This is a genomic window from Pandoraea vervacti, assembly GCF_000934605.2.
Lineage (GTDB): Bacteria > Pseudomonadota > Gammaproteobacteria > Burkholderiales > Burkholderiaceae > Pandoraea > Pandoraea vervacti.
Genome location: NZ_CP010897.2, coordinates 1117496 through 1134656 on the forward strand (window position 1 = coordinate 1117496; position 17161 = coordinate 1134656).

Here is a 17161-nt window from a genome sequence, read left to right on the forward strand (position 1 = left end):
GCCACGCCGGATCACCGTGATCGGCACCATGACGGCGCCCCAGGCGCTGGTGTCGTGCGAGTGCGCAATCTTCAGAAAGCCGTGTTGCACGCCGTCCTGATGGAAATCGACGCTGGGGTAAGCGCGCGGCGCCATCACGGGCATGTCCTGGTCGCGATGCATGGTCAGTAGCCCCGCGTCAGGTCGACGTTGCCCGGAATGCGACCGGTTTCGCGAAACTCGCGAAGGTTCCCGGCGATCACCTGCGCAGCCGTCTCGTGATCCGTGGGGGCGGAGATGTGCGGCAGTACGGTGATCTGTGGATGACGCCACAGGGGCGAATCGACCGGCAGCGGTTCGACGTCGAAAACGTCCAGCACGGCATGTGAGAGGTGGTTGCCGTCGAGCGCGTCGAGCAGGGCGCTCGTAACGACGATCGGGCCGCGCGAGAAATTGATGAGCGAGGCGCCCGCTTTCATGCGACCGAGACGCTCGGCATTGAGCATCCCTCTCGTTTGCGCCGTCAGCGGCATCAGACTGATGACGATGTCGCTCGCGGCGAGCAGGGCGTTCAGCCCGTCGTCGCCGGAAAGGGTTTCGATGCCATCGAGCGTTTTCGGCGAGCGGCGCCACCCGCGCACGACGAACCCGGCGTCGCGCAGTCGCGCAGCGGCGACTTGCCCGAGCTCGCCCAGACCGAGCAATCCGACACTCGTTCGCGATGGCTTCCGATAGGGGTGTTGCGCCCACACCCGTTGCGTTTGCGCACGCGCATAGCGGGGCATGTCCCGTTGCAGGTAGTAAGTCCACGCGAGCACCGCTTCGGCCATGGTGCGCGACATCTCGGGGTCGATCAGTCGCATGATCGGTGGACTTTCGGGCCCAAGGGCGGCGACGAGCGATTCCACGCCCGCCCACAGACTCTGGATCCACAGCAGGCCGGGCAACGCGGCCACGTCTGCCGGATCCGGGTTCGCGACGACGGCCACGCGCACCTGCTCGCGCTGCAACGCGGACAACTCGGCCAGCGGCGCGATGGTCTCGCCGGGCAGCGCCTTGCGCAGCGCGTCGAGGTACGGACGCTGATAGTCCGGCGACATCCGGCTCAGGAAGGCAATGACGGGCGGCATCGTGACGCTCGCCTAGTGATTCGGGACGGCGGGGGCAGCGGCGCCGGCCGCATCGCTGGCCATCTCTTCCATGTCCTGGAACCGGTCGGCGATACGCGGATGCACGCGCCCGCCGTCGGACGCGCCGATCGCCAGCAGGATTTCGTCGGCGGCGGGGGCGTCCGTCATCTGGAACGTTGCCGTGATGAAGTGCGAGCGCTTGCCCGTCTCCGACTTGTGAATCATCGGCACCGACACCAGCGTGCCCGGGCCGACGCGCGTGTTCGTGAACGGCAGGAACGCCGTGCCGTTCACCGCGCTGCGGAACAGATTGCCGAAGCGCAGGGTGTGGATGATGGCCGAGGCATGTTCGATTTCGCCGTTCGTGCCCACGACAGCGGCTTTGCCATAGGCCTGCACACGCTCGCCGGGCATGAGTTCGACCAGACGTTGCGTCATGAGCGCGCCGAGCGCCGGCGCAAGACGAAGGATTTCCGGGCGCAGATTCTCCACGAAACCTTGCCCGGCCCACGGATTGCGAATCACGGCAGCGACGACGACCGTTGTGACGGGCGTCTCGGCGGCCTTGCCGCCTTCGCGGTAGGTGGTCTCGACGAAGGTTGCGATCTTGCGAAGCTCTTGTTTCACGGGTGTCTCCTGTTGCGCTGCAATAGCGATGCCGTCTCTCGCCGCGACAACTGCGAGAGGGGTCGAAGGCTGCGCGCCGAGACGACTCGGCGCGCTTCGGGAATAGCTGGCAAACGCTCGCGACTGGTTCGTGGCTTGCCGATGTGACCCATGCTAGGGCGCCGAAAGGGGCGGGTCTTCCGTCGGAACGTCGGAAGATCTTTTTTTTCTTCCGACGCTTTGGTGTAGATTTTTTGGCAGGCAAGGAGACAAGCGATGCCGGAACATCACCAACGGCTCATGGCGTTGCGCCATGTCGCCAGTCAGATCAGCAACGACGAAGACATCGAAGCGCTGTTTCGCGATCTCGTGCGTGGCGCGGTGCAGCAAGGGGGATGGGATCTGGGCTCGGTCATGAGCATCGATCTCGCGCACGGCTACGGGCTCGTGATCACGCGTTTCGAGACGAGCATGCTGCCGCAGCATGTCGAGGACCGTTGGGAACTGGCGACCAGTCCGTCGCTCATCGCCTTGCAGACCAACGAACCCGTCTACATTCGCGACGCACTGCAAAGCACGCAATTCCCCGGTTACCGGCGCGAAGCGCAGGAGCGCGGCTATCGCACCGTGCTCGTGCTGCCGATGGCGTCGCGCGATACGCAAGGGCGGCCCATGGTGCTCACGGTCGCCTCGCGCAAGGTGCGCGATGTCGGCGACGACGACCTGACCTTCATGGCGACGGTCGTGCATCTCGGTGCGATCGCCGTCGAGCGCGCGCATCGACAGCGTGCGCAGGTCATGGCGCACGAGCGTTTGCAACGCACGCTCGAAGCCCAGCGCACGTTGCTGGGCGACGTGCTCGCCGGCGGCTCGCTCGATCAGTTGACGTCGTCGCTGGGCGATCTGATCGGGCGCCCCGTGCTGGTCATCGACTTCCTTGCCAATCAATGGCACGCATCCGCCTCGCCCGTTCCCTCCGCGATGGACGATGCGGCGTGGATGCGCTGGCTCTCGGGCGCACAGGGGCGAGAACTCGGTGCGACCGTGCGCGACGCGCTGCAACGCTACCGCCAGACGCGACTCGACATACCGCTTGGTAGGCCGTCAGCCCAGGCCACCGTTGGCGCGTGGATCGAACCGCTCATGGTCGACGACGATCTCGTCGGCGCGCTACTCACGTTCGGCGACGACGCCCTGAGCGATCTCCAGCAGCTACTGCTCGAAAGTGCGCGCTTCGCGCTGAGCGTTCAGCTCATGCGTAGCGTCGTGCGATTTCGCTTCGAGACGCGCACGCTCACCGAACTGTTCTTCGAGATCGTGGAGCGCCGCTGGCGAGACGAGGACGACGTGCTCAGCCGCGCGCGCCGTCTGGGCGTGGCGCTCGACGCGCCGCTGCGCATGATGGTCGTCGATTATCCCGATCAGCGAACGAATGCAGACGCGGGGCGCGCGGCCGGGCATCTGTCGCTCGAAAGTCACAGCACGGTCGAATTGCTCGCCCGTCAGTTGAACGTGCCGATGCATATCGTGACGGTCGGCGGCGGTCTGGTCTGTCTCGTGCCGCAGGACGGCGCCGCAGACGACGCTATGCTCGCGCGTCTTGCCCGGCGCATGAGCGAAGCGCTGGCGAGGTCACTGGGTCGTGAGTCCATCGTGGTCATGAGCGACGTGTGCGAAGGACTGGAGCCACTCGCGCGCGAGTGGGAGCGTTGCTGGCGCATGATCCGCGTGGCGCGCAAGTTCGGGCGCAGCGGTCCGCTCGACATGCCGGGGCTTGGCCCGTTGCCGATGCTCATGGGCGCTGCCGATTCCTCCGACGTCCATGGTTTTGTGGACGGCACGATCGGCAAGCTCGTCGAGCACGACCGGCAGTCGGGATCGCCTTATCTGGAGACGCTGGCCGAATATCTGCGCTCCGGTTGCCGCAGTCAGCCGTGCGCCGACGCGATGGGCCTGCACGTCACGACGCTGCGCTATCGTCTGGCGCGCATCCAGGAACTGTTCGGGATCGACGTGGAGGCCCCCGAGCGTCGTTTTGCGGTGGAGCTGGCGATCCACCTGCATACGCTGACGAAGGGGGCGGTCCCCAACGCATCGGGGCGGTCATCGTCAGGCGAAGCGGCGAATGCCAAAGCCACGATGCCTGCCGCGTCGCACCTGCGTGCTGGCGGGCGCGCGGCGAGCGCCTCCATGAAAACCCTCCCGCGCAATCGAGAGTAAATGATGTTGCTTCTCCTGCGATTCGACGGAAGCTGACAAAAAAGTCCTCGCCTATCGTTGACCTCAACGTAATGACGTTTCGAGGTGAACGACATGCAAGCTGTCGCCCAACAGATCCAGACGCCGACGCCTGCTGCCGGCGCAAGTGCGATTTCCGCGATCGACCCGGTGGCGCTGCGCCGCGCGCTCGGCACCTTCGTGACGGGCGTGACCGTCGTCACGACGCGCGACGAAGCGGGTCGTGCGCGCGGCATGACCGCCAACTCCTTCACGTCCGTCTCGCTCGATCCGCCCCTGTTGCTCGTATGCATCGGCAAAAGCGCGGCGAGTTATCCGGTATTTCAGAGCACGGCGCACTTCGCCGTCAATCTGCTGCATGACGGTCAGACCGAAGTGTCGAACCTGTTTGCATCGAAGTCGGCCGACAAATTCACGACCCTCGGGCATGACGTGGTCCATACCGGCGCGCCGGTTCTGACCGACTGTCTGACGTGGTTCGACTGCACTGTCCATAACCGCGTGGACGCCGGCGATCACCTCATCCTGATCGGTCAGATTCAGGCATTCGGCACGAGTCCGGCGGCGCCCCTTGGCTTCTGCCGCGGCCGCTACGCGCAGGTGAAAGATCCGCTGCCGCCGGGCTGGCTGTCCTCGCACGACATGATCGTCGGCTATCTGATCGACGCCAACGGCAGCCTGTTGCTCGCGCAGGACGGCAAGGGGGGCTGGGTGCTGCCCAGCGCGCCGCGCCGGCTCGCCAACGGGCGCCTGCCGCTCGCCGGTGGCGGCGAACTGGCGCTGGTGCCGCACGACACCTTCCTCTATTCGGTGTTCGACACCGCAGAGAACGATCCCGGCTATCTGATGTACCGGGCGCGACTCGCACAACCGCTCTCGCAGGACGAACTCCCGCCGAATTTCCGGTTCTTCCCGTTCGATCAACTGCCCTACGACGACATCGCCTCACGCGAGATTCGCTCGATGGTGCGCCGCTACGTGCGCGAGACGGCCGGTGGCCATTTCGGCATCTACATGGATTCCCACGACGGCGGGCGCATTGCAATGGTGAGCGACGCGCAGCCGTGGACCCAACTCTCCCAAGTCTGACCCTGGAGTCAATCGATGCATACGACGGTACAAACGCTGGAAGGCTCGCGCCAGCAGTTGTTTATTGACGGACAGTTCACCGCGCCGCACAGCAACGAATACGTTCCGAGCTACGACCCGACGACCGGCCGCGCCTGGTACGAGTTCGCGCAAGCCGACGCGCGCGACGTCGACCGTGCCGTGCGCTCGGCGCAGGCGGCGCTCGTGAACCCCGCATGGCGGCGCATGACGCAGACCGAGCGCGGTAAGCTGGTGCGCAAGCTCGGTGAACTGGTGCTTGCCAACGCGGAAGCGCTCGCCGCCATCGAGTGCCGCGACAACGGCAAGCTGCTCAAGGAAATGCGGGCGCAGATGCGCGCGATTCCCGATTCGTATTCGTATTTCGCGGGCATGGCGGACAAGCTGCAAGGCGACACCATCCCCGTCAACAAGCTCGACACGCTGAACTTCAACACGCGTGAACCGATCGGGGTGGTTGGCATGATCATTCCGTGGAATTCGCCGCTGATGATGCTCACCGGCACGCTCGCCCCGTGTCTTGCGATCGGCAACACCATTGTGGTCAAGCCGTCGGAGCACGCCACGGCCTCCACTCTCGCGCTCGCCGAACTGGTGATCGAAGCCGGCATTCCGCCGGGCGTCGTCAACGTGGTGACGGGCGACGGCGTGACGACCGGTGACGCGCTGACGCGTCACCCCGGCATCGCCAAATACGTCTTCACCGGCAGCACGGTAACGGGACGAAAGATCGCGGGCAACGCCGCGCAGAACCTCGTGCCGTGCCAGATGGAACTCGGCGGCAAGTCGCCGCACGTGGTGTTCGGCGACGTGGACATCGAGCGCGCCGTGAACGGCGTGGTCTCGGGCGTGTTTGCCGCCGCCGGCCAGACATGCGTGGCGGGTTCGCGTTGCTTCGTCGAGGCGTCCGTCTACGAGCGTTTCGTCGAGGCGCTGGTCGAGCGCACGCGTCGTGTGCGCGTGGGGCACCCGGCGCACGAAGACACCGACATCGGCCCGCTGGCGCTGGCCGCACAGCTGGACAAGGTCGAGGGTTACGTCGCGTCCGGCATTCAGGAAGGCGCGCGCGTGGCCGCCGGCGGCCAGCGCCCGGCGCGCGACGACCTTGCCGGCGGCTGGTATTACGAGCCGACCGTCATGACGCAGGCGCGTAACGAAATGCGCTTCATGCAGGAAGAGATCTTTGGTCCCGTGGTCGGCGTCATGCCGTTTTCCGACGAGGCCGAACTCATGGCACTGGCGAACGCCACCGAGTACGGCCTGGCCGCCGGCATCTGGACCCGCGACATCGACCGCGCCATGCGCTTCGCGCGCGACGTGGAGGCGGGGACCGTCTGGATCAACACCTACCGCTCGGCGGCGTACATGTCCGCCAATGGCGGTACCAAACACAGCGGCTATGGCCGTCGCGGCGGCTTCGAGGTGATGCGCGAGTTCTCGCGTCTGAAGAACGTCGTGATCGATTACTCGGGGGCAATGCAGGATCCGTTCGTGATCCGTCTGCGCTGATCGAGTCCACAACACCAACGAAAAACTCACGGGAGATCTACCCATGAAATTCTCCGTTTCGCTCAGCATGGAGCGTTTCTCGCCGCAGGACACGATGAGCGACGCCGTGCGCAACATGCTGCACCTCGCGCGCATCGCCGACGAGGGCGGGTTCGAGACGCTGTGGACCGCCGAGCACCACACGATCGAATGCACCATCTCGCCGAACCCGTTCATTACCCTCACGTGGCTCTCGCAGCACACCGAACAGATCCGCTTGGGTACGGCCACCATCGTGGCGCCCTACTGGTCGCCGATTCGACTGGCCGGCGAGGCGGCCATGTGCGATCACCTCACGGGCGGGCGCCTGGAGTTCGGCATCGCACGCGGCGCGTATCAGTATGAGTTCGACCGTATGGCCGGGGGCATTCCGCAGCAAGAGGGTGTGGCTTACATGAAGGAGCTGGTCCCGGCGGTGAAGAAGCTGTGGGAGGGCGACTATGCGCATGACGGGCACTACTGGAAATTCCCCCTCGCCACGTCGGTGCCCAAGCCGCTGCAACAACCGCATCCGCCGATCTGGGTGGCCACGCGGGACCCGGGGAGCTTCGACTGGGCGGTTGGCGTGGGGGCCAACATTCTGTCCACGCCGCTCGCCGCACCCGTATCCGAAGTCGCGGTGCTGGGCGAGAAGTTCCGCAAGGCGGTGGCCGACCATCCGGAGCGTGCGCGTCCGCGCTTCATGATGCTGCGTCGCACCTGCGTGTACGACCGGGCGCAGGACTGGGAAGTCGCGGTGCGCCACAGCGTGGACTTCGGTCGCACGTTCGAGAACCTGATGCAAAACATCGGCACCGTCAACAATGGCTTCCCGGAAGCCGTGCCGTACGAGGCGGTCGTCGGTCGGGCGAATTACGATCCGGCGGCGATTCGCGAAAACCTGATGTTCGGCACGCCGGACGAGATCGTGCGCAAGCTCGAAATCTACGAGGCACAGGGCGTCGATCAGTTCTGTCTCGGCCTGTCGTTCAACCTGCCGTTCGAGTTGCAAGTGAAGACGCTGCGCCTGTTCATCGATGAAGTCATGCCGCATTTCGCAGCGCGCGAAGCGCAACGCACCGGGCAGGCGAGTACGGCGGCGGCGGGGGCGGCGGGGGCGGTGGCTAAGCAGGCCGAGTCGGCGGTGCGCCCGGCAGCGTTCGCATCGGCGGGCCGCTGACCTATGCGTGCGCGCGATATGACCGAAACTGCCCACGCTACTGGGGCCGCCGTGGCTGCCGTAGCGGCCGTAGCGGCCGATTCGCCCCCCGAGCAGACGCTGCAAGTGGGCGATGTCACGCTGGCCTATCGGCTACTGGGACGCGGGACTCGTCCGCTCATCTGCATTCACGGCGTGGGGTCTTACCAGGAAGCCTGGGACGACGTGGCCGACTTGCTGGCGGACGACTTTCGCATCCTCACCTTCGACTTGCGCGGTCACGGCCGCTCGTCGCGCGTGAAGGGACGCTACGAGATCGACGATTTCGTCGCCGATGCGCTGGCGCTGGCCGATCACGTGGGTTTTGCGACGTTCGATCTGGCCGGCTTTTCGCTCGGCGGCCTGATCGCCCAGCGACTCGCGCTGTCGCATCCGTCGCGTTTGCGGCGGCTCGCGCTGCTCGCGACGGTGTCGGGGCGCACCAAAGACGAGCGTGAGCGCGTGCTGGCGCGACTCGCGGCGCTGCAAAGCGGCGAGCGCGGCGCGCACTACGACGCCTCGCTCTCGCGCTGGCTCACCGAAGACTTCCAGGCAAGGTATCCCGAGCGTATCGCCTACCTGCGCGAGCGCAACGCGCAGAACGATCCCGATTGCTATGCGTCCGCATACCGGGTGCTGGCGGAGACCGACTTCGGCGGCTTCATCGATCAGATCCGTATGCCCACGCTGATCGTGACCGGCGAAGACGATCAGGGCTCCAACCCGCGCATGGCGCGCTTTATGCATGAGTGCATCGTCGGCTCGCAACTCGCCATTCTGCCGGGCATGCGGCATTCGATTCTGGTCGAGGCGGCCGGGCAGGTCGCGGGGTTGTTGCGCGATTTCCTCGCTGACGATGTCGCCGACCCCCAACGGACAGGGAGTCCCGCATGATCGTCGAAGAGCGCATCTACCGTATTCGCAACGGTTGCATGAGTCAGTACCTGAATCTGGTCCGGACCGAGGGGATTGCGATTCAGCAACCCATTCTCGGGCATCTGGTCGGGTATTTCACGACCGAGATCGGCGTGCTGAGTCAGGTCACGCATCTCTGGGCGTACCCGAGCCTGGACGAGCGTGCGCGCCGCCGCGCTCGACTAGCCCAGGACAAGCGCTGGCAGGCGTTCATTCCGCGTCTGTCCGAATTGATCGAAACGGCGGAGAACCGCATTCTGGTGCCCACGGACTTTTCCCCGCTGGCGGCGTTCACGCCTCAGACCGCCAGGGACCTGACTTCTACGGAAATTGAGGAGGTTGGCCATGACTGACCGACTAAGCATCGAAAACCTGTACAAGGTTTTCGCGGACAAGCCAGCGCGCGCGCTGGCCATGTTGCGCGAGGGCAAACGCAAGTCAGACGTGCTCGAAACGCTCGGGCAGGTCGTGGGCCTGGACGACGTCTCGTTCACGGTGCCGTCTGGCGCGATCTACATGATCATGGGCTTGTCCGGGTCCGGAAAATCGACGCTCGCACGCTGCATCAACCGGCTGAACGAGCCGTCTGCCGGGCGCATTCTGCTCGACGGCGAGGATATCTGCGCGCTCGACGAACGCGGCCTGCGCGAGGTGCGTCGCAATCGCATCTCGATGGTGTTCCAGCACTTCGCGTTGCTGCCGAATCGACGTGTCATTGAGAACGTGGAGTTCGGGCTGAAACTGCGGGGCATGCCCGCGAGCGAGCGGCGTCGTCGCGCGGAGGAAGTGCTGAGTGTGGTCGGGCTGGCGCGCTGGGCGTATCACATGCCTCACGAATTGAGCGGCGGCATGCGTCAGCGTGTCGGACTGGCACGCGCGCTCGCGACCGAAGCGGACGTGCTCATCATGGACGAAGCCTTCAGCGCCCTCGATCCGCTCATCCGCACGGAAATGCAGGACGAGTTGCTGCGCCTGCAACACTCGCTCAACAAGACGATCCTGTTCATCACGCACGACTTCCAGGAGGCGCTCAAGCTCGGCACGCGCATCGCGATCATGTCCGACGGGCGTCTGGTGCGCGAGGGCACGCCCCAGCAGATCGTGCTGGAGCCCGGCAGCGAGTACGTGGCGGCTTTCACACGGGACGTCGACCGGGCCCGCTTGTTCGACGCGCGCTCGGTGATGGCCCCTGTGCCTGCCGTGCTGGCGCAACAGGACCATCGGTTGCCGTGTGTGCCGGCGGATATGCGTCTGGTCGATGTTGCGGCGCGTCTTAACGCCGACGAGCCGATGGGCGTGACCGACGAGCACGGCAAGCTGATCGGCGTGCTGGATGTGGGGCAGTTGCTTGCTCGAATTGGCGCTACCGCGAGCGCAGGAGACCATCATGCTTAATGCAGACCAACTCGCCATCTTCCCCTTCGATCAATGGATTCAGGAGGGCGTGCAGTGGATGGCGCTCCATATGCGTCCGCTGTTCCTGCTGATCAAATGGCCGGTCGAACGCTTGCTCACCTTCAACGACAGCGTGTTCCATGCCGCGCCGTTTCCGGTGATGGTAGTGATTGCGTTCGTACTGTGCTGGCGTCTGGCAAGTCTTGGCGTAGCCGTGTTCAGCGCCGTGGTGTTTATGGCCATTGCCATGCTCGGGGTGTGGAGCGAAGCGATGACGACGCTCTCGCTCATCACGACGGCGATTCTGTTCTGTGCGCTCGTCGGCATTCCGATCGGCATCTGGAGCGCGCGCAGCGAACGGGTATGGCTCGTGGTGCGCCCGGTGCTCGACATCATGCAGACGACGCCGACGTTCGTGTATCTGGTGCCCGTGGTCATGCTCTTCGGGGTGGGCAATGTGCCGGGCGAAGTGGCTGTGGTGACTGCGGCAATGCCGCCGCTCATCCGTTTCACGAATCTGGGCATTCGCATGGTGGAGCACGAAATCGTGGAAGCCGGCCTGGCGTTCGGTGCGGACAAGCGCCAGTTGCTGTGGGAGGTGCAGTTGCCGCTCGCCGTGCCGACGATTCTCGGTGGACTCAACCAGACCGTGCTCACGGCGATGGTGATGTCGGTCGTGGTCGCCATGATCGGTGCGGAAGGCCTGGGACTCGTGGTGTTGCAGGGGTTGGGGCGCCTCGACGTCGGGCGCGCGGCCGTCGGCGGTATCGCCATCGTTTTGCTGGCCATGATGCTCGACCGGTTCACACAGAAGCTGGCGCGCACCCGACCGCGCGATCAGCAGACGTTTCGCGCCGTCATCTCGCGCCTGTTTCGCGGGGAGCGTCAGGTAGCGGGAGACGTACCGCCTGCGGCGCGTGCGGCGGATGCGCGCGAAGCGCTGTGATCGGACCTGAGGTGTGCGAGGTCCGTGCGTGGTGCGTGGGTGACAGCATCGGCATCTCCGATTTTGCAGTTTCGTTTTTCGTAGCACCGAAATCTTGTAGCGCCGGGCGCGACGATCCAGTCGTGCACCGGCACCCGTGCCCGCAGGCGCAGATCGGGTCTGTGCCGACGGGCCGATAACTCGACGATCGGAAAAGATCGAACAAGTCTTGGAGAGCAGCAATGAAAGGATTCGCAAAGGCGGTTGCCTCGTTCACGCTTTCGCTGGTGGCGGCGGGCGCGTTGCACGCGCAAACGCTGCCGGGCACGGGAAAAACGATTCATTACGCCCAGAGCGACAGCTTCGGCGGCAATTACGTCGTTGCGCAGATCGTCTCGAAAGCGTTCAAGGGGCTGGGCTATGACGTCAAACTCAGCACGATGAACACCACGCTGTTCTTCCAGGCGGTTGCGCAGGGCGACATCGACCTTGCCACGGACGTGAATTTCCCGCAGCGCGAACCGGGATTTCGCGCCGTGGCGGCGCAGGCCATGGTTGTCGGCTCGGGACTGATTGCGGGCGACGGGATCAACGGCTACCTCATCGACAAGAAGACGGCGCAGCAGTACCACATCACCAGCCTCGAACAGATGAAGGATCCGAAGATTGCCGGACTCTTCGGCAAGGACGGCAAGGCGGAACTGATCAGTTGCGATCCGGGCTGGAGCTGCGGCGACGTCGTCGATTATCAGCTCGACAAATTCGGTCTGAAGCCGACGATCAAGGCCGTGCGCGGCAAGTACGAAGCACTCATGGTCGAAGCGGTCACGAAGGTGCGGCAGGGCAAGCCGGCGTTCTTCTACGCGTGGAGCCCGTCGTGGGTGACGAACGCGCTGGTGCCGGGCGTGGACGTGGTGTGGCTGCCCACGCCGGCGGACGCGCTGCCGCCCAACGTTCCGAACAAGGGCTCCGCGCTCGTGAACAATGTCGAGGGATGCGCGGGAGGCGCCAATCCCTGTCGCATGGCGATGGCGTCGTGGAACTGGGGTTCGGTGGCGAACAAACAGTTCATCGCCGCGAACCCGGCCGTCAAGGCGCTGATCGAGCAGATTCGCTTCCCGGGCAAGACGTGGTCGCAGTGGGAAGCCATCATCAGCAAGGAAGGGGGCTCGCCCGCGCTGATCACGAAGCTCTCGGACGAGTGGATTGCGGCGAACAAGGCGCAGATGGATCAGTGGGTCGCCACGGCGGCCAAGGCACGCTGAGCGGAGGACATCTCATGAACCGGGAACTGTTCGACAAGGGACTGAAGACGCGCCGTGAGGTGCTGGGCAGCGAGTATGTGGACAAGTCGATTGCGTCGGCGGACGCCTTCAATCGTCCGATGCAGGAGTTGGTGACCGAGTACTGCTGGGGCGAGATATGGAATCGCCCGGGGCTCGATCGTCGTACGCGCAGCCTGCTGAATCTGGGCATGCTCACGGTGATGAACCGGCCGCACGAGCTGAAACTGCATGTGCGCGGGGCGCTGACCAATGGGGTGACGAAGGAAGAAATCGCGGAGGTTTTCCTGCAGGCGGCGATCTACGCCGGTGTGCCGGCAGCCATCGATAGCTTCCGCGTGGCGCGTGAGGTCTTCGACGCCCAATCGTGATCGGGGCGACAGCGAACCAAGCGACTGGCAATGGCTGGGTAATACCTTGCTCGTGGCTTGGCAATGGCGCTATACGAAGCCACTGCCAAGCCACGTTTTTGCGTATCGAGCCGCGTCGAACGCTGGGCGAAGGCTCGCGTTGTCCATGCTGTGACGCAAGAACCGAAGATACCTGACTGTCTCGCAAAGTGATGTGCGCTATCGGTGCCAAAGTAGGGATTCCCCCTCACCGATGGAGAGCCATCATGATCAATACGCAAGCAAGTTCGGGTGCCGCCAGCCTGTCGCCGATCGATTCGATCGAAATTCAGCCGCCGGTGGTCGATGCCGATGGGATCGTGGTCATGCGCACGACCCGGCAGGCCCCGATGTCCGATTCGATTGTCGAGAAGCTTGACGACGGCGCGGGGGCGTTTCCCTCGTCGATTTCGTCGCGTACGGTGATCCGGTCGCCGGAGGACATGGCCGCAGAGTTCGACACTGCCATGCCCTTGCCGACGTCCTACAGCCTGCCGCTTGACTTGCCGAGTCCGGCAAGCGGCCCGGAGCATGCGGTCGCGACGGCACGCAACAGGCCCAATCCGTACCAGAAGGAACTACCTGCCTGGTGCGATGCGGTCAAGGCGAGCGAGGACGCCGGTAAGCAGTTCATCGAGCGGTTTGTCGAGGAAAAGATGCCCGATGTGCGTGTTCAGCTCAGGCAGGCAATCGTGCTTCAGTTCGTGGAGTTGATCAAGCTCGTGCCGTTCAAAGGCGAGCGCACGGCGCTCTGGAAGAGTCTGGTTTCGCTGGACGTCAGTGTCGACACGTTGGACACTGCCTGGTCACGCCTGGGCATCGAGATGTTCCCGGAGGCGGACCGCGCAGAGATCAGGACGCTCCTGCAGGCGCGCGGGGTAACGGGCGCCCGCGCGAGCTCCGTTTGAATCCATTCGACGCACCTCGCCCTCGGCCGTGCAAACGGTCGTGGACGCCGCGATCGACATGTCGCGATTGACATACCGATGACTCAGGCTTTGGGAGTATCGACGGTCTTGTCGGCGTCCGACGCCTTCGCCACCGGTCCCGGCAAGCCGGTGATCTTTGGCACGCACTCGCGATGGAACCACACCAGGTTGACCGGCTCGCCCGCGAGCAAACGCTTGACGGGCGGCACGACCTGTTCGCCGATGAGCATGCCCAGCAACCCGATCAGGGCGACGGCCGGGGGCGCCGGGGAGCGCACCCCTAGACCGCCGTAGATGATGCCGACGAGCACGCCGACGGCAAGCGATACGAGATACAGCTTCATGGAAATCTCCGGTGTTTGCGTCTGCGATCCGTAGGGTCAGAACGCCCAGCACGAGCAGCCAAGCGCGCCCCAGAAACCGCTCTCGTCGGCCGCCGGCACGCCTGCCGACCACGCCTTCGTATGCGCATGGCCGTGCACGCCGCACGACGTCGCGCATGCGCAGCTCACGCTCACGTTGAGCACCTGCGGCTGGCGCGGTTGATACCCCACGCCATGACGTGCGGGTGACCAGTCCGGCATGGCGGGCGGCAGTGCGGGGGCGTGGCTGCCGAAGTCCCCATCGCCGTAGACGACCTTGCCGCCGAGCATCGTGAGCACCGAGGTGATGTCCTGAATCTCGTCCTCCGGCACGCTGAAGTAGTCCGCCGACAGCACGGCCAGATCGCCGAGCTGTCCGACCTTGATCTGTCCTTTTTTCCCGACTTCGGAGGAGAACCACGTATTGGCTTCCGTCCAGAGGCGCAACGCTTCGTCACGATCGAGCAGACTGCCCGGCGCAGCCATGCGCAAGCCGCCCACCGTCTTGCCCGTCACCAGCCAGTAGAGCGACACCCACGGATTGTAGGAAGCGACGCGTGTGGCGTCCGTGCCCGCCCCGACCTTGACGCCGCGCTCCAGCATGCGCCGCACCGGTGGCGTGGCTTCGGCCGCCTTCGCGCCGTAGCGCTCCACGAAATACTCGCCCTGATAGGCCATGCGATGCTGCACGGCGATGCCGCCGCCCAGCGCGGCGATGCGGTCGATGTTCCGCTCGCTGATCGTCTCGGCGTGATCGAAGAACCAATGCAGGCCCTCGAACGGAATGTCCTTCGCGACCTTTTCATAGACGTCGAGCGCGCGGGAGATGGTTTCGTCGTAAGTCGCATGCAGACGCCACGGCCAGCGGTTCTGTGCGAGCAGCCGCACCACGGGTTCAAGGTCGTCTTCCATCGACGGTGGCATCTCGGGACGCTCGACGCGAAAGTCCTCGAAGTCCGCTGCCGTGTACACGAGCATTTCGCCCGCGCCGTTATGCCGGTAGAGATCGTCGCCCTGGCCGGGGCTGACCTGCTTTACCCATTGGCTAAAGTCGGCCAGCTCGGCCTTGGGTTTCTGCGTGAAGAGGTTGTAAGCAAGGCGTACCGTCAACTGCCCCTCGCGGTGCAGGGCTTCGATGATGCTGTAGTCCTCGGGATAGTTCTGGAAGCCGCCGCCCGCATCGATCACCCCTGTCACGCCGAGCCGGTTGACTTCGCGCATGAAGTGGCGTGTCGAGTTCTTCTGGTACTCGGGCGGAAGCTTCGGCCCCTTGGCCAGTGTGGCGTAGAGAATCGTTGCGTTCGGCTTGGCGAGCAGCAGCCCGGTCGGGTTGCCCGACGCATCGCGCACGATCTCGCCGCCCGGCGGGTTGGGCGTGTCCTTGGTGTAGCCGACCGTGCGCAACGCTGCGCCGTTCAGGATCGCCCGGTCGTACAGGTGGAGGATGAACACCGGTGTATCGGGGGCGATGGCGTTCAATTCGTCGATGGTCGGCAGCCGTTTTTCCGCAAACTGATGTTCGGTGAAGCCGCCGACCACGCGCACCCATTGCGGCGCGGGTGTGCGATCGACTTGTGCCTTGAGCATGCGCAGGGCGTCGGCCAGCGAGCGTACGCCGTCCCACCGTAGCTCCATGTTGTAGTTCAGGCCGCCACGGATAATGTGCATGTGGCTGTCGATCAGCCCGGGAATTACCCGGCGGCCTTTCAAATCAATGACTTTTGTATCCTTCCCGGCGAGTCGCATGACATCGTCGCGCGTGCCGACGGCGCTGAAGGTGCCGTCGGTCAACGCAACGGCGTCGGCCTGTGGGTTCGCGCGATCGAGTGTGGTGAACTTGCCGTTGACCAGAATGAGGTCGGGATTCGACATGAGAGACTCCGGAGGAAGGCGAACGGGGCGGTATTTTCGAGCCATGGAGGGGCGCCACGGAGCGCGTGCAAGCACGTCTTGGCGCGACGGATCGCGGCAAATAGCGACCGACCGATAGCGACCAATGGCGACCAATGGCGACCGACAGCGATCCATGAGCGTATGCCGTCCGCCGCGTGCCCACTATCGTCTTTTCGTATTAGCGCCGCAGTCCCTTGACTGGCCGGGTTCGGCGCGTGCGATGTCGTCCGCCCGTGGGCAAATTTGCCCGCACGGCCGTTCTTTTTCGTGATGTTGAACGTCACATGACTGACGTATACTCAAGTTCACTGAATCAATACATCGCCCTTGCATGAACGCGCTACCGGACTGCGACATCGCGACCGTCTACGTCGTCGACCACGACGCGGCGGAAAACGACAGGGTTCGCGCATTGCTGGCGGGTGCGGGATGGCGCGCCCGGGGTTTTGCGCAGGCAGAGTCGTTTCTCGCTGCCGAGCGCAGTGCCGGACCGGGTTGCCTGTTGCTCGATGTGGACCTCGGTGCGCCCGGTGCCGGCCTCACCCTTCAGGACACGCTGCTGGCCATGCTGGACCCGATCCCGGTCGTGCTGATCGCGGGCCGGGCGGATGTCGCCGCGAGCGTGCGTGCCATGAAGGCGGGCGCGGTCGATTTCCTCGCCAAGCCATTGTCCGATGAGGGGCTGCTCGAGGCCGTGGGGGCCGCCGTCTCGCTCGACCGTCAACGCCTGGGACGCGAGCGCGCCAGCACCGACGTGATCGAGCGTGCCCAGCGTCTGTCGCAACGCGAGCGCGAAGTCATGGCGCTTGTCGCGGCCGGTCGCATGAACAAGCACATTGCCGACGAACTCGGCATCAGCGAGGTCACGGTCAAGATCCACCGGGGCAACGCGATGCGCAAGATGCAAGCGCGTTCGTTCGCGGATCTCGTCATCATGGCGCACAAACTCGGCATGACGTCACCCGCGCTTTACCACGGAGGGATCGGGCGACATCGTCGCGAGACGGCCTGAATCCGTGCCGACAGCGCGCCGCGCGCTGTCATCGTTGTCTGCGATGTCTCGATGCGCCATCGATTGCCGATGGCGCATTGTTTTTTCAGCGGCCCGGACGCGCGACCGGCGCCGACCACCAACGTCACTCAGCAGGCGGTTGGGCAACGACCCGGCGCCACAGAGCAAGAGGACGACACTCTGGCGTCGGGTAATACGCTCGGCACCGGCGAGCCCGCAGACGCGCAGGCACCGATGACGCTCAACTAAAGCGTCGCCGCACGGCGCATCAAG

The 17161-nt window shown here is 64.8% G+C and carries 16 protein-coding genes; 12 read left to right on the plus strand and 4 right to left on the minus strand.

The annotated features are described in order from the left end of the window. Nucleotides 1-164 precede the first annotated feature (164 nt). Together UC34_RS05070 and UC34_RS05075 are read right to left on the minus strand one after the other, a co-directional pair. Nucleotides 165-1109: a 2-hydroxyacid dehydrogenase gene (locus tag UC34_RS05070; protein WP_044454412.1), complete on the minus strand. Its 945-nt coding sequence runs from the start codon at nt 1107-1109 to the stop codon at nt 165-167. 12 nt (nt 1110-1121) lie between these two features. Then, nucleotides 1122-1736: an amino acid synthesis family protein gene (locus UC34_RS05075; RefSeq protein ID WP_044454413.1), complete on the minus strand. Its 615-nt coding sequence runs from the start codon at nt 1734-1736 to the stop codon at nt 1122-1124. 255 nt (nt 1737-1991) lie between these two features. On the opposite strand from UC34_RS05075, the gene UC34_RS05080 reads away from it, so the two are divergent. The 11 genes from UC34_RS05080 to UC34_RS05130 all read left to right on the plus strand — a co-directional run bounded on the left by UC34_RS05080 (nt 1992) and on the right by UC34_RS05130 (nt 13600). Next, nucleotides 1992-3935 (plus strand): helix-turn-helix domain-containing protein, encoded by a 1944-nt coding sequence (locus UC34_RS05080; protein WP_084070371.1) that lies wholly within the window; start codon nt 1992-1994, stop codon nt 3933-3935. 93 nt (nt 3936-4028) lie between these two features. Continuing rightward, nucleotides 4029-5042 carry a flavin reductase gene (locus UC34_RS05085; RefSeq protein ID WP_044454415.1) on the plus strand — a complete coding sequence of 338 codons (1014 nt, stop codon included), beginning with the start codon at nt 4029-4031 and terminating at the stop codon, nt 5040-5042. A 15-nt stretch (nt 5043-5057) separates the two neighbouring features. Further along, nucleotides 5058-6569 carry an aldehyde dehydrogenase gene (locus tag UC34_RS05090; RefSeq protein ID WP_044454417.1) on the plus strand — a complete coding sequence of 504 codons (1512 nt, stop codon included), beginning with the start codon at nt 5058-5060 and terminating at the stop codon, nt 6567-6569. 43 nt (nt 6570-6612) lie between these two features. Beyond that, entirely contained in the window at nt 6613-7767 is a 1155-nt protein-coding gene (locus UC34_RS05095; protein WP_084070373.1) for an LLM class flavin-dependent oxidoreductase, read from the plus strand. An 18-nt stretch (nt 7768-7785) separates the two neighbouring features. Next, entirely contained in the window at nt 7786-8679 is an 894-nt protein-coding gene (locus tag UC34_RS05100; RefSeq protein WP_084070971.1) for an alpha/beta fold hydrolase, read from the plus strand. Next, nucleotides 8676-9053 (plus strand): NIPSNAP family protein, encoded by a 378-nt coding sequence (locus UC34_RS05105; RefSeq protein ID WP_044454419.1) that lies wholly within the window; start codon nt 8676-8678, stop codon nt 9051-9053. Before UC34_RS05100 ends, UC34_RS05105 begins: the two co-directional genes overlap by 4 nt. Beyond that, the gene (locus UC34_RS05110) at nt 9046-10095 is read left to right on the plus strand and encodes a quaternary amine ABC transporter ATP-binding protein (protein ID WP_044454421.1); all 1050 of its coding nucleotides are present in this window, start codon (nt 9046-9048) and stop codon (nt 10093-10095) included. Before UC34_RS05105 ends, UC34_RS05110 begins: the two co-directional genes overlap by 8 nt. Next, entirely contained in the window at nt 10088-11041 is a 954-nt protein-coding gene (locus tag UC34_RS05115; RefSeq protein ID WP_044454423.1) for an ABC transporter permease, read from the plus strand. Before UC34_RS05110 ends, UC34_RS05115 begins: the two co-directional genes overlap by 8 nt. Before the next feature lie 221 nt (nt 11042-11262). Continuing rightward, a complete protein-coding gene (proX, locus tag UC34_RS05120; protein ID WP_044454425.1) occupies nt 11263-12285 on the plus strand; it encodes a glycine betaine/L-proline ABC transporter substrate-binding protein ProX in 1023 nt (340 codons plus the stop codon). Nucleotides 12286-12299: 14 nt separating this feature from the next. Beyond that, the gene (locus tag UC34_RS05125; RefSeq protein ID WP_044454427.1) at nt 12300-12674 is read left to right on the plus strand and encodes a carboxymuconolactone decarboxylase family protein; all 375 of its coding nucleotides are present in this window, start codon (nt 12300-12302) and stop codon (nt 12672-12674) included. A gap of 245 nt (nt 12675-12919) precedes the next feature. Beyond that, complete coding sequence (locus UC34_RS05130; RefSeq protein WP_044454429.1) at nt 12920-13600, plus strand: hypothetical protein; 681 nt, start codon at nt 12920-12922, stop codon at nt 13598-13600. 83 nt (nt 13601-13683) lie between these two features. Here the strand turns inward: UC34_RS05130 and UC34_RS05135 are convergent, their stop codons facing one another. Together UC34_RS05135 and UC34_RS05140 are read right to left on the minus strand one after the other, a co-directional pair. Beyond that, the gene (locus tag UC34_RS05135) at nt 13684-13965 is read right to left on the minus strand and encodes a XapX domain-containing protein (protein WP_044454431.1); all 282 of its coding nucleotides are present in this window, start codon (nt 13963-13965) and stop codon (nt 13684-13686) included. A gap of 36 nt (nt 13966-14001) precedes the next feature. Beyond that, on the minus strand, nt 14002-15855 hold the full coding sequence (locus UC34_RS05140) for an amidohydrolase (protein ID WP_157123034.1): 1854 nt from the start codon (nt 15853-15855) through the stop codon (nt 14002-14004). A gap of 352 nt (nt 15856-16207) precedes the next feature. Here UC34_RS05140 and UC34_RS05145 point away from each other — a divergent pair, with 352 nt between their 5' ends. Beyond that, nucleotides 16208-16888 (plus strand): response regulator transcription factor, encoded by a 681-nt coding sequence (locus tag UC34_RS05145; protein WP_044454436.1) that lies wholly within the window; start codon nt 16208-16210, stop codon nt 16886-16888. The last annotated feature ends 273 nt before the right edge of the window (nt 16889-17161 follow it).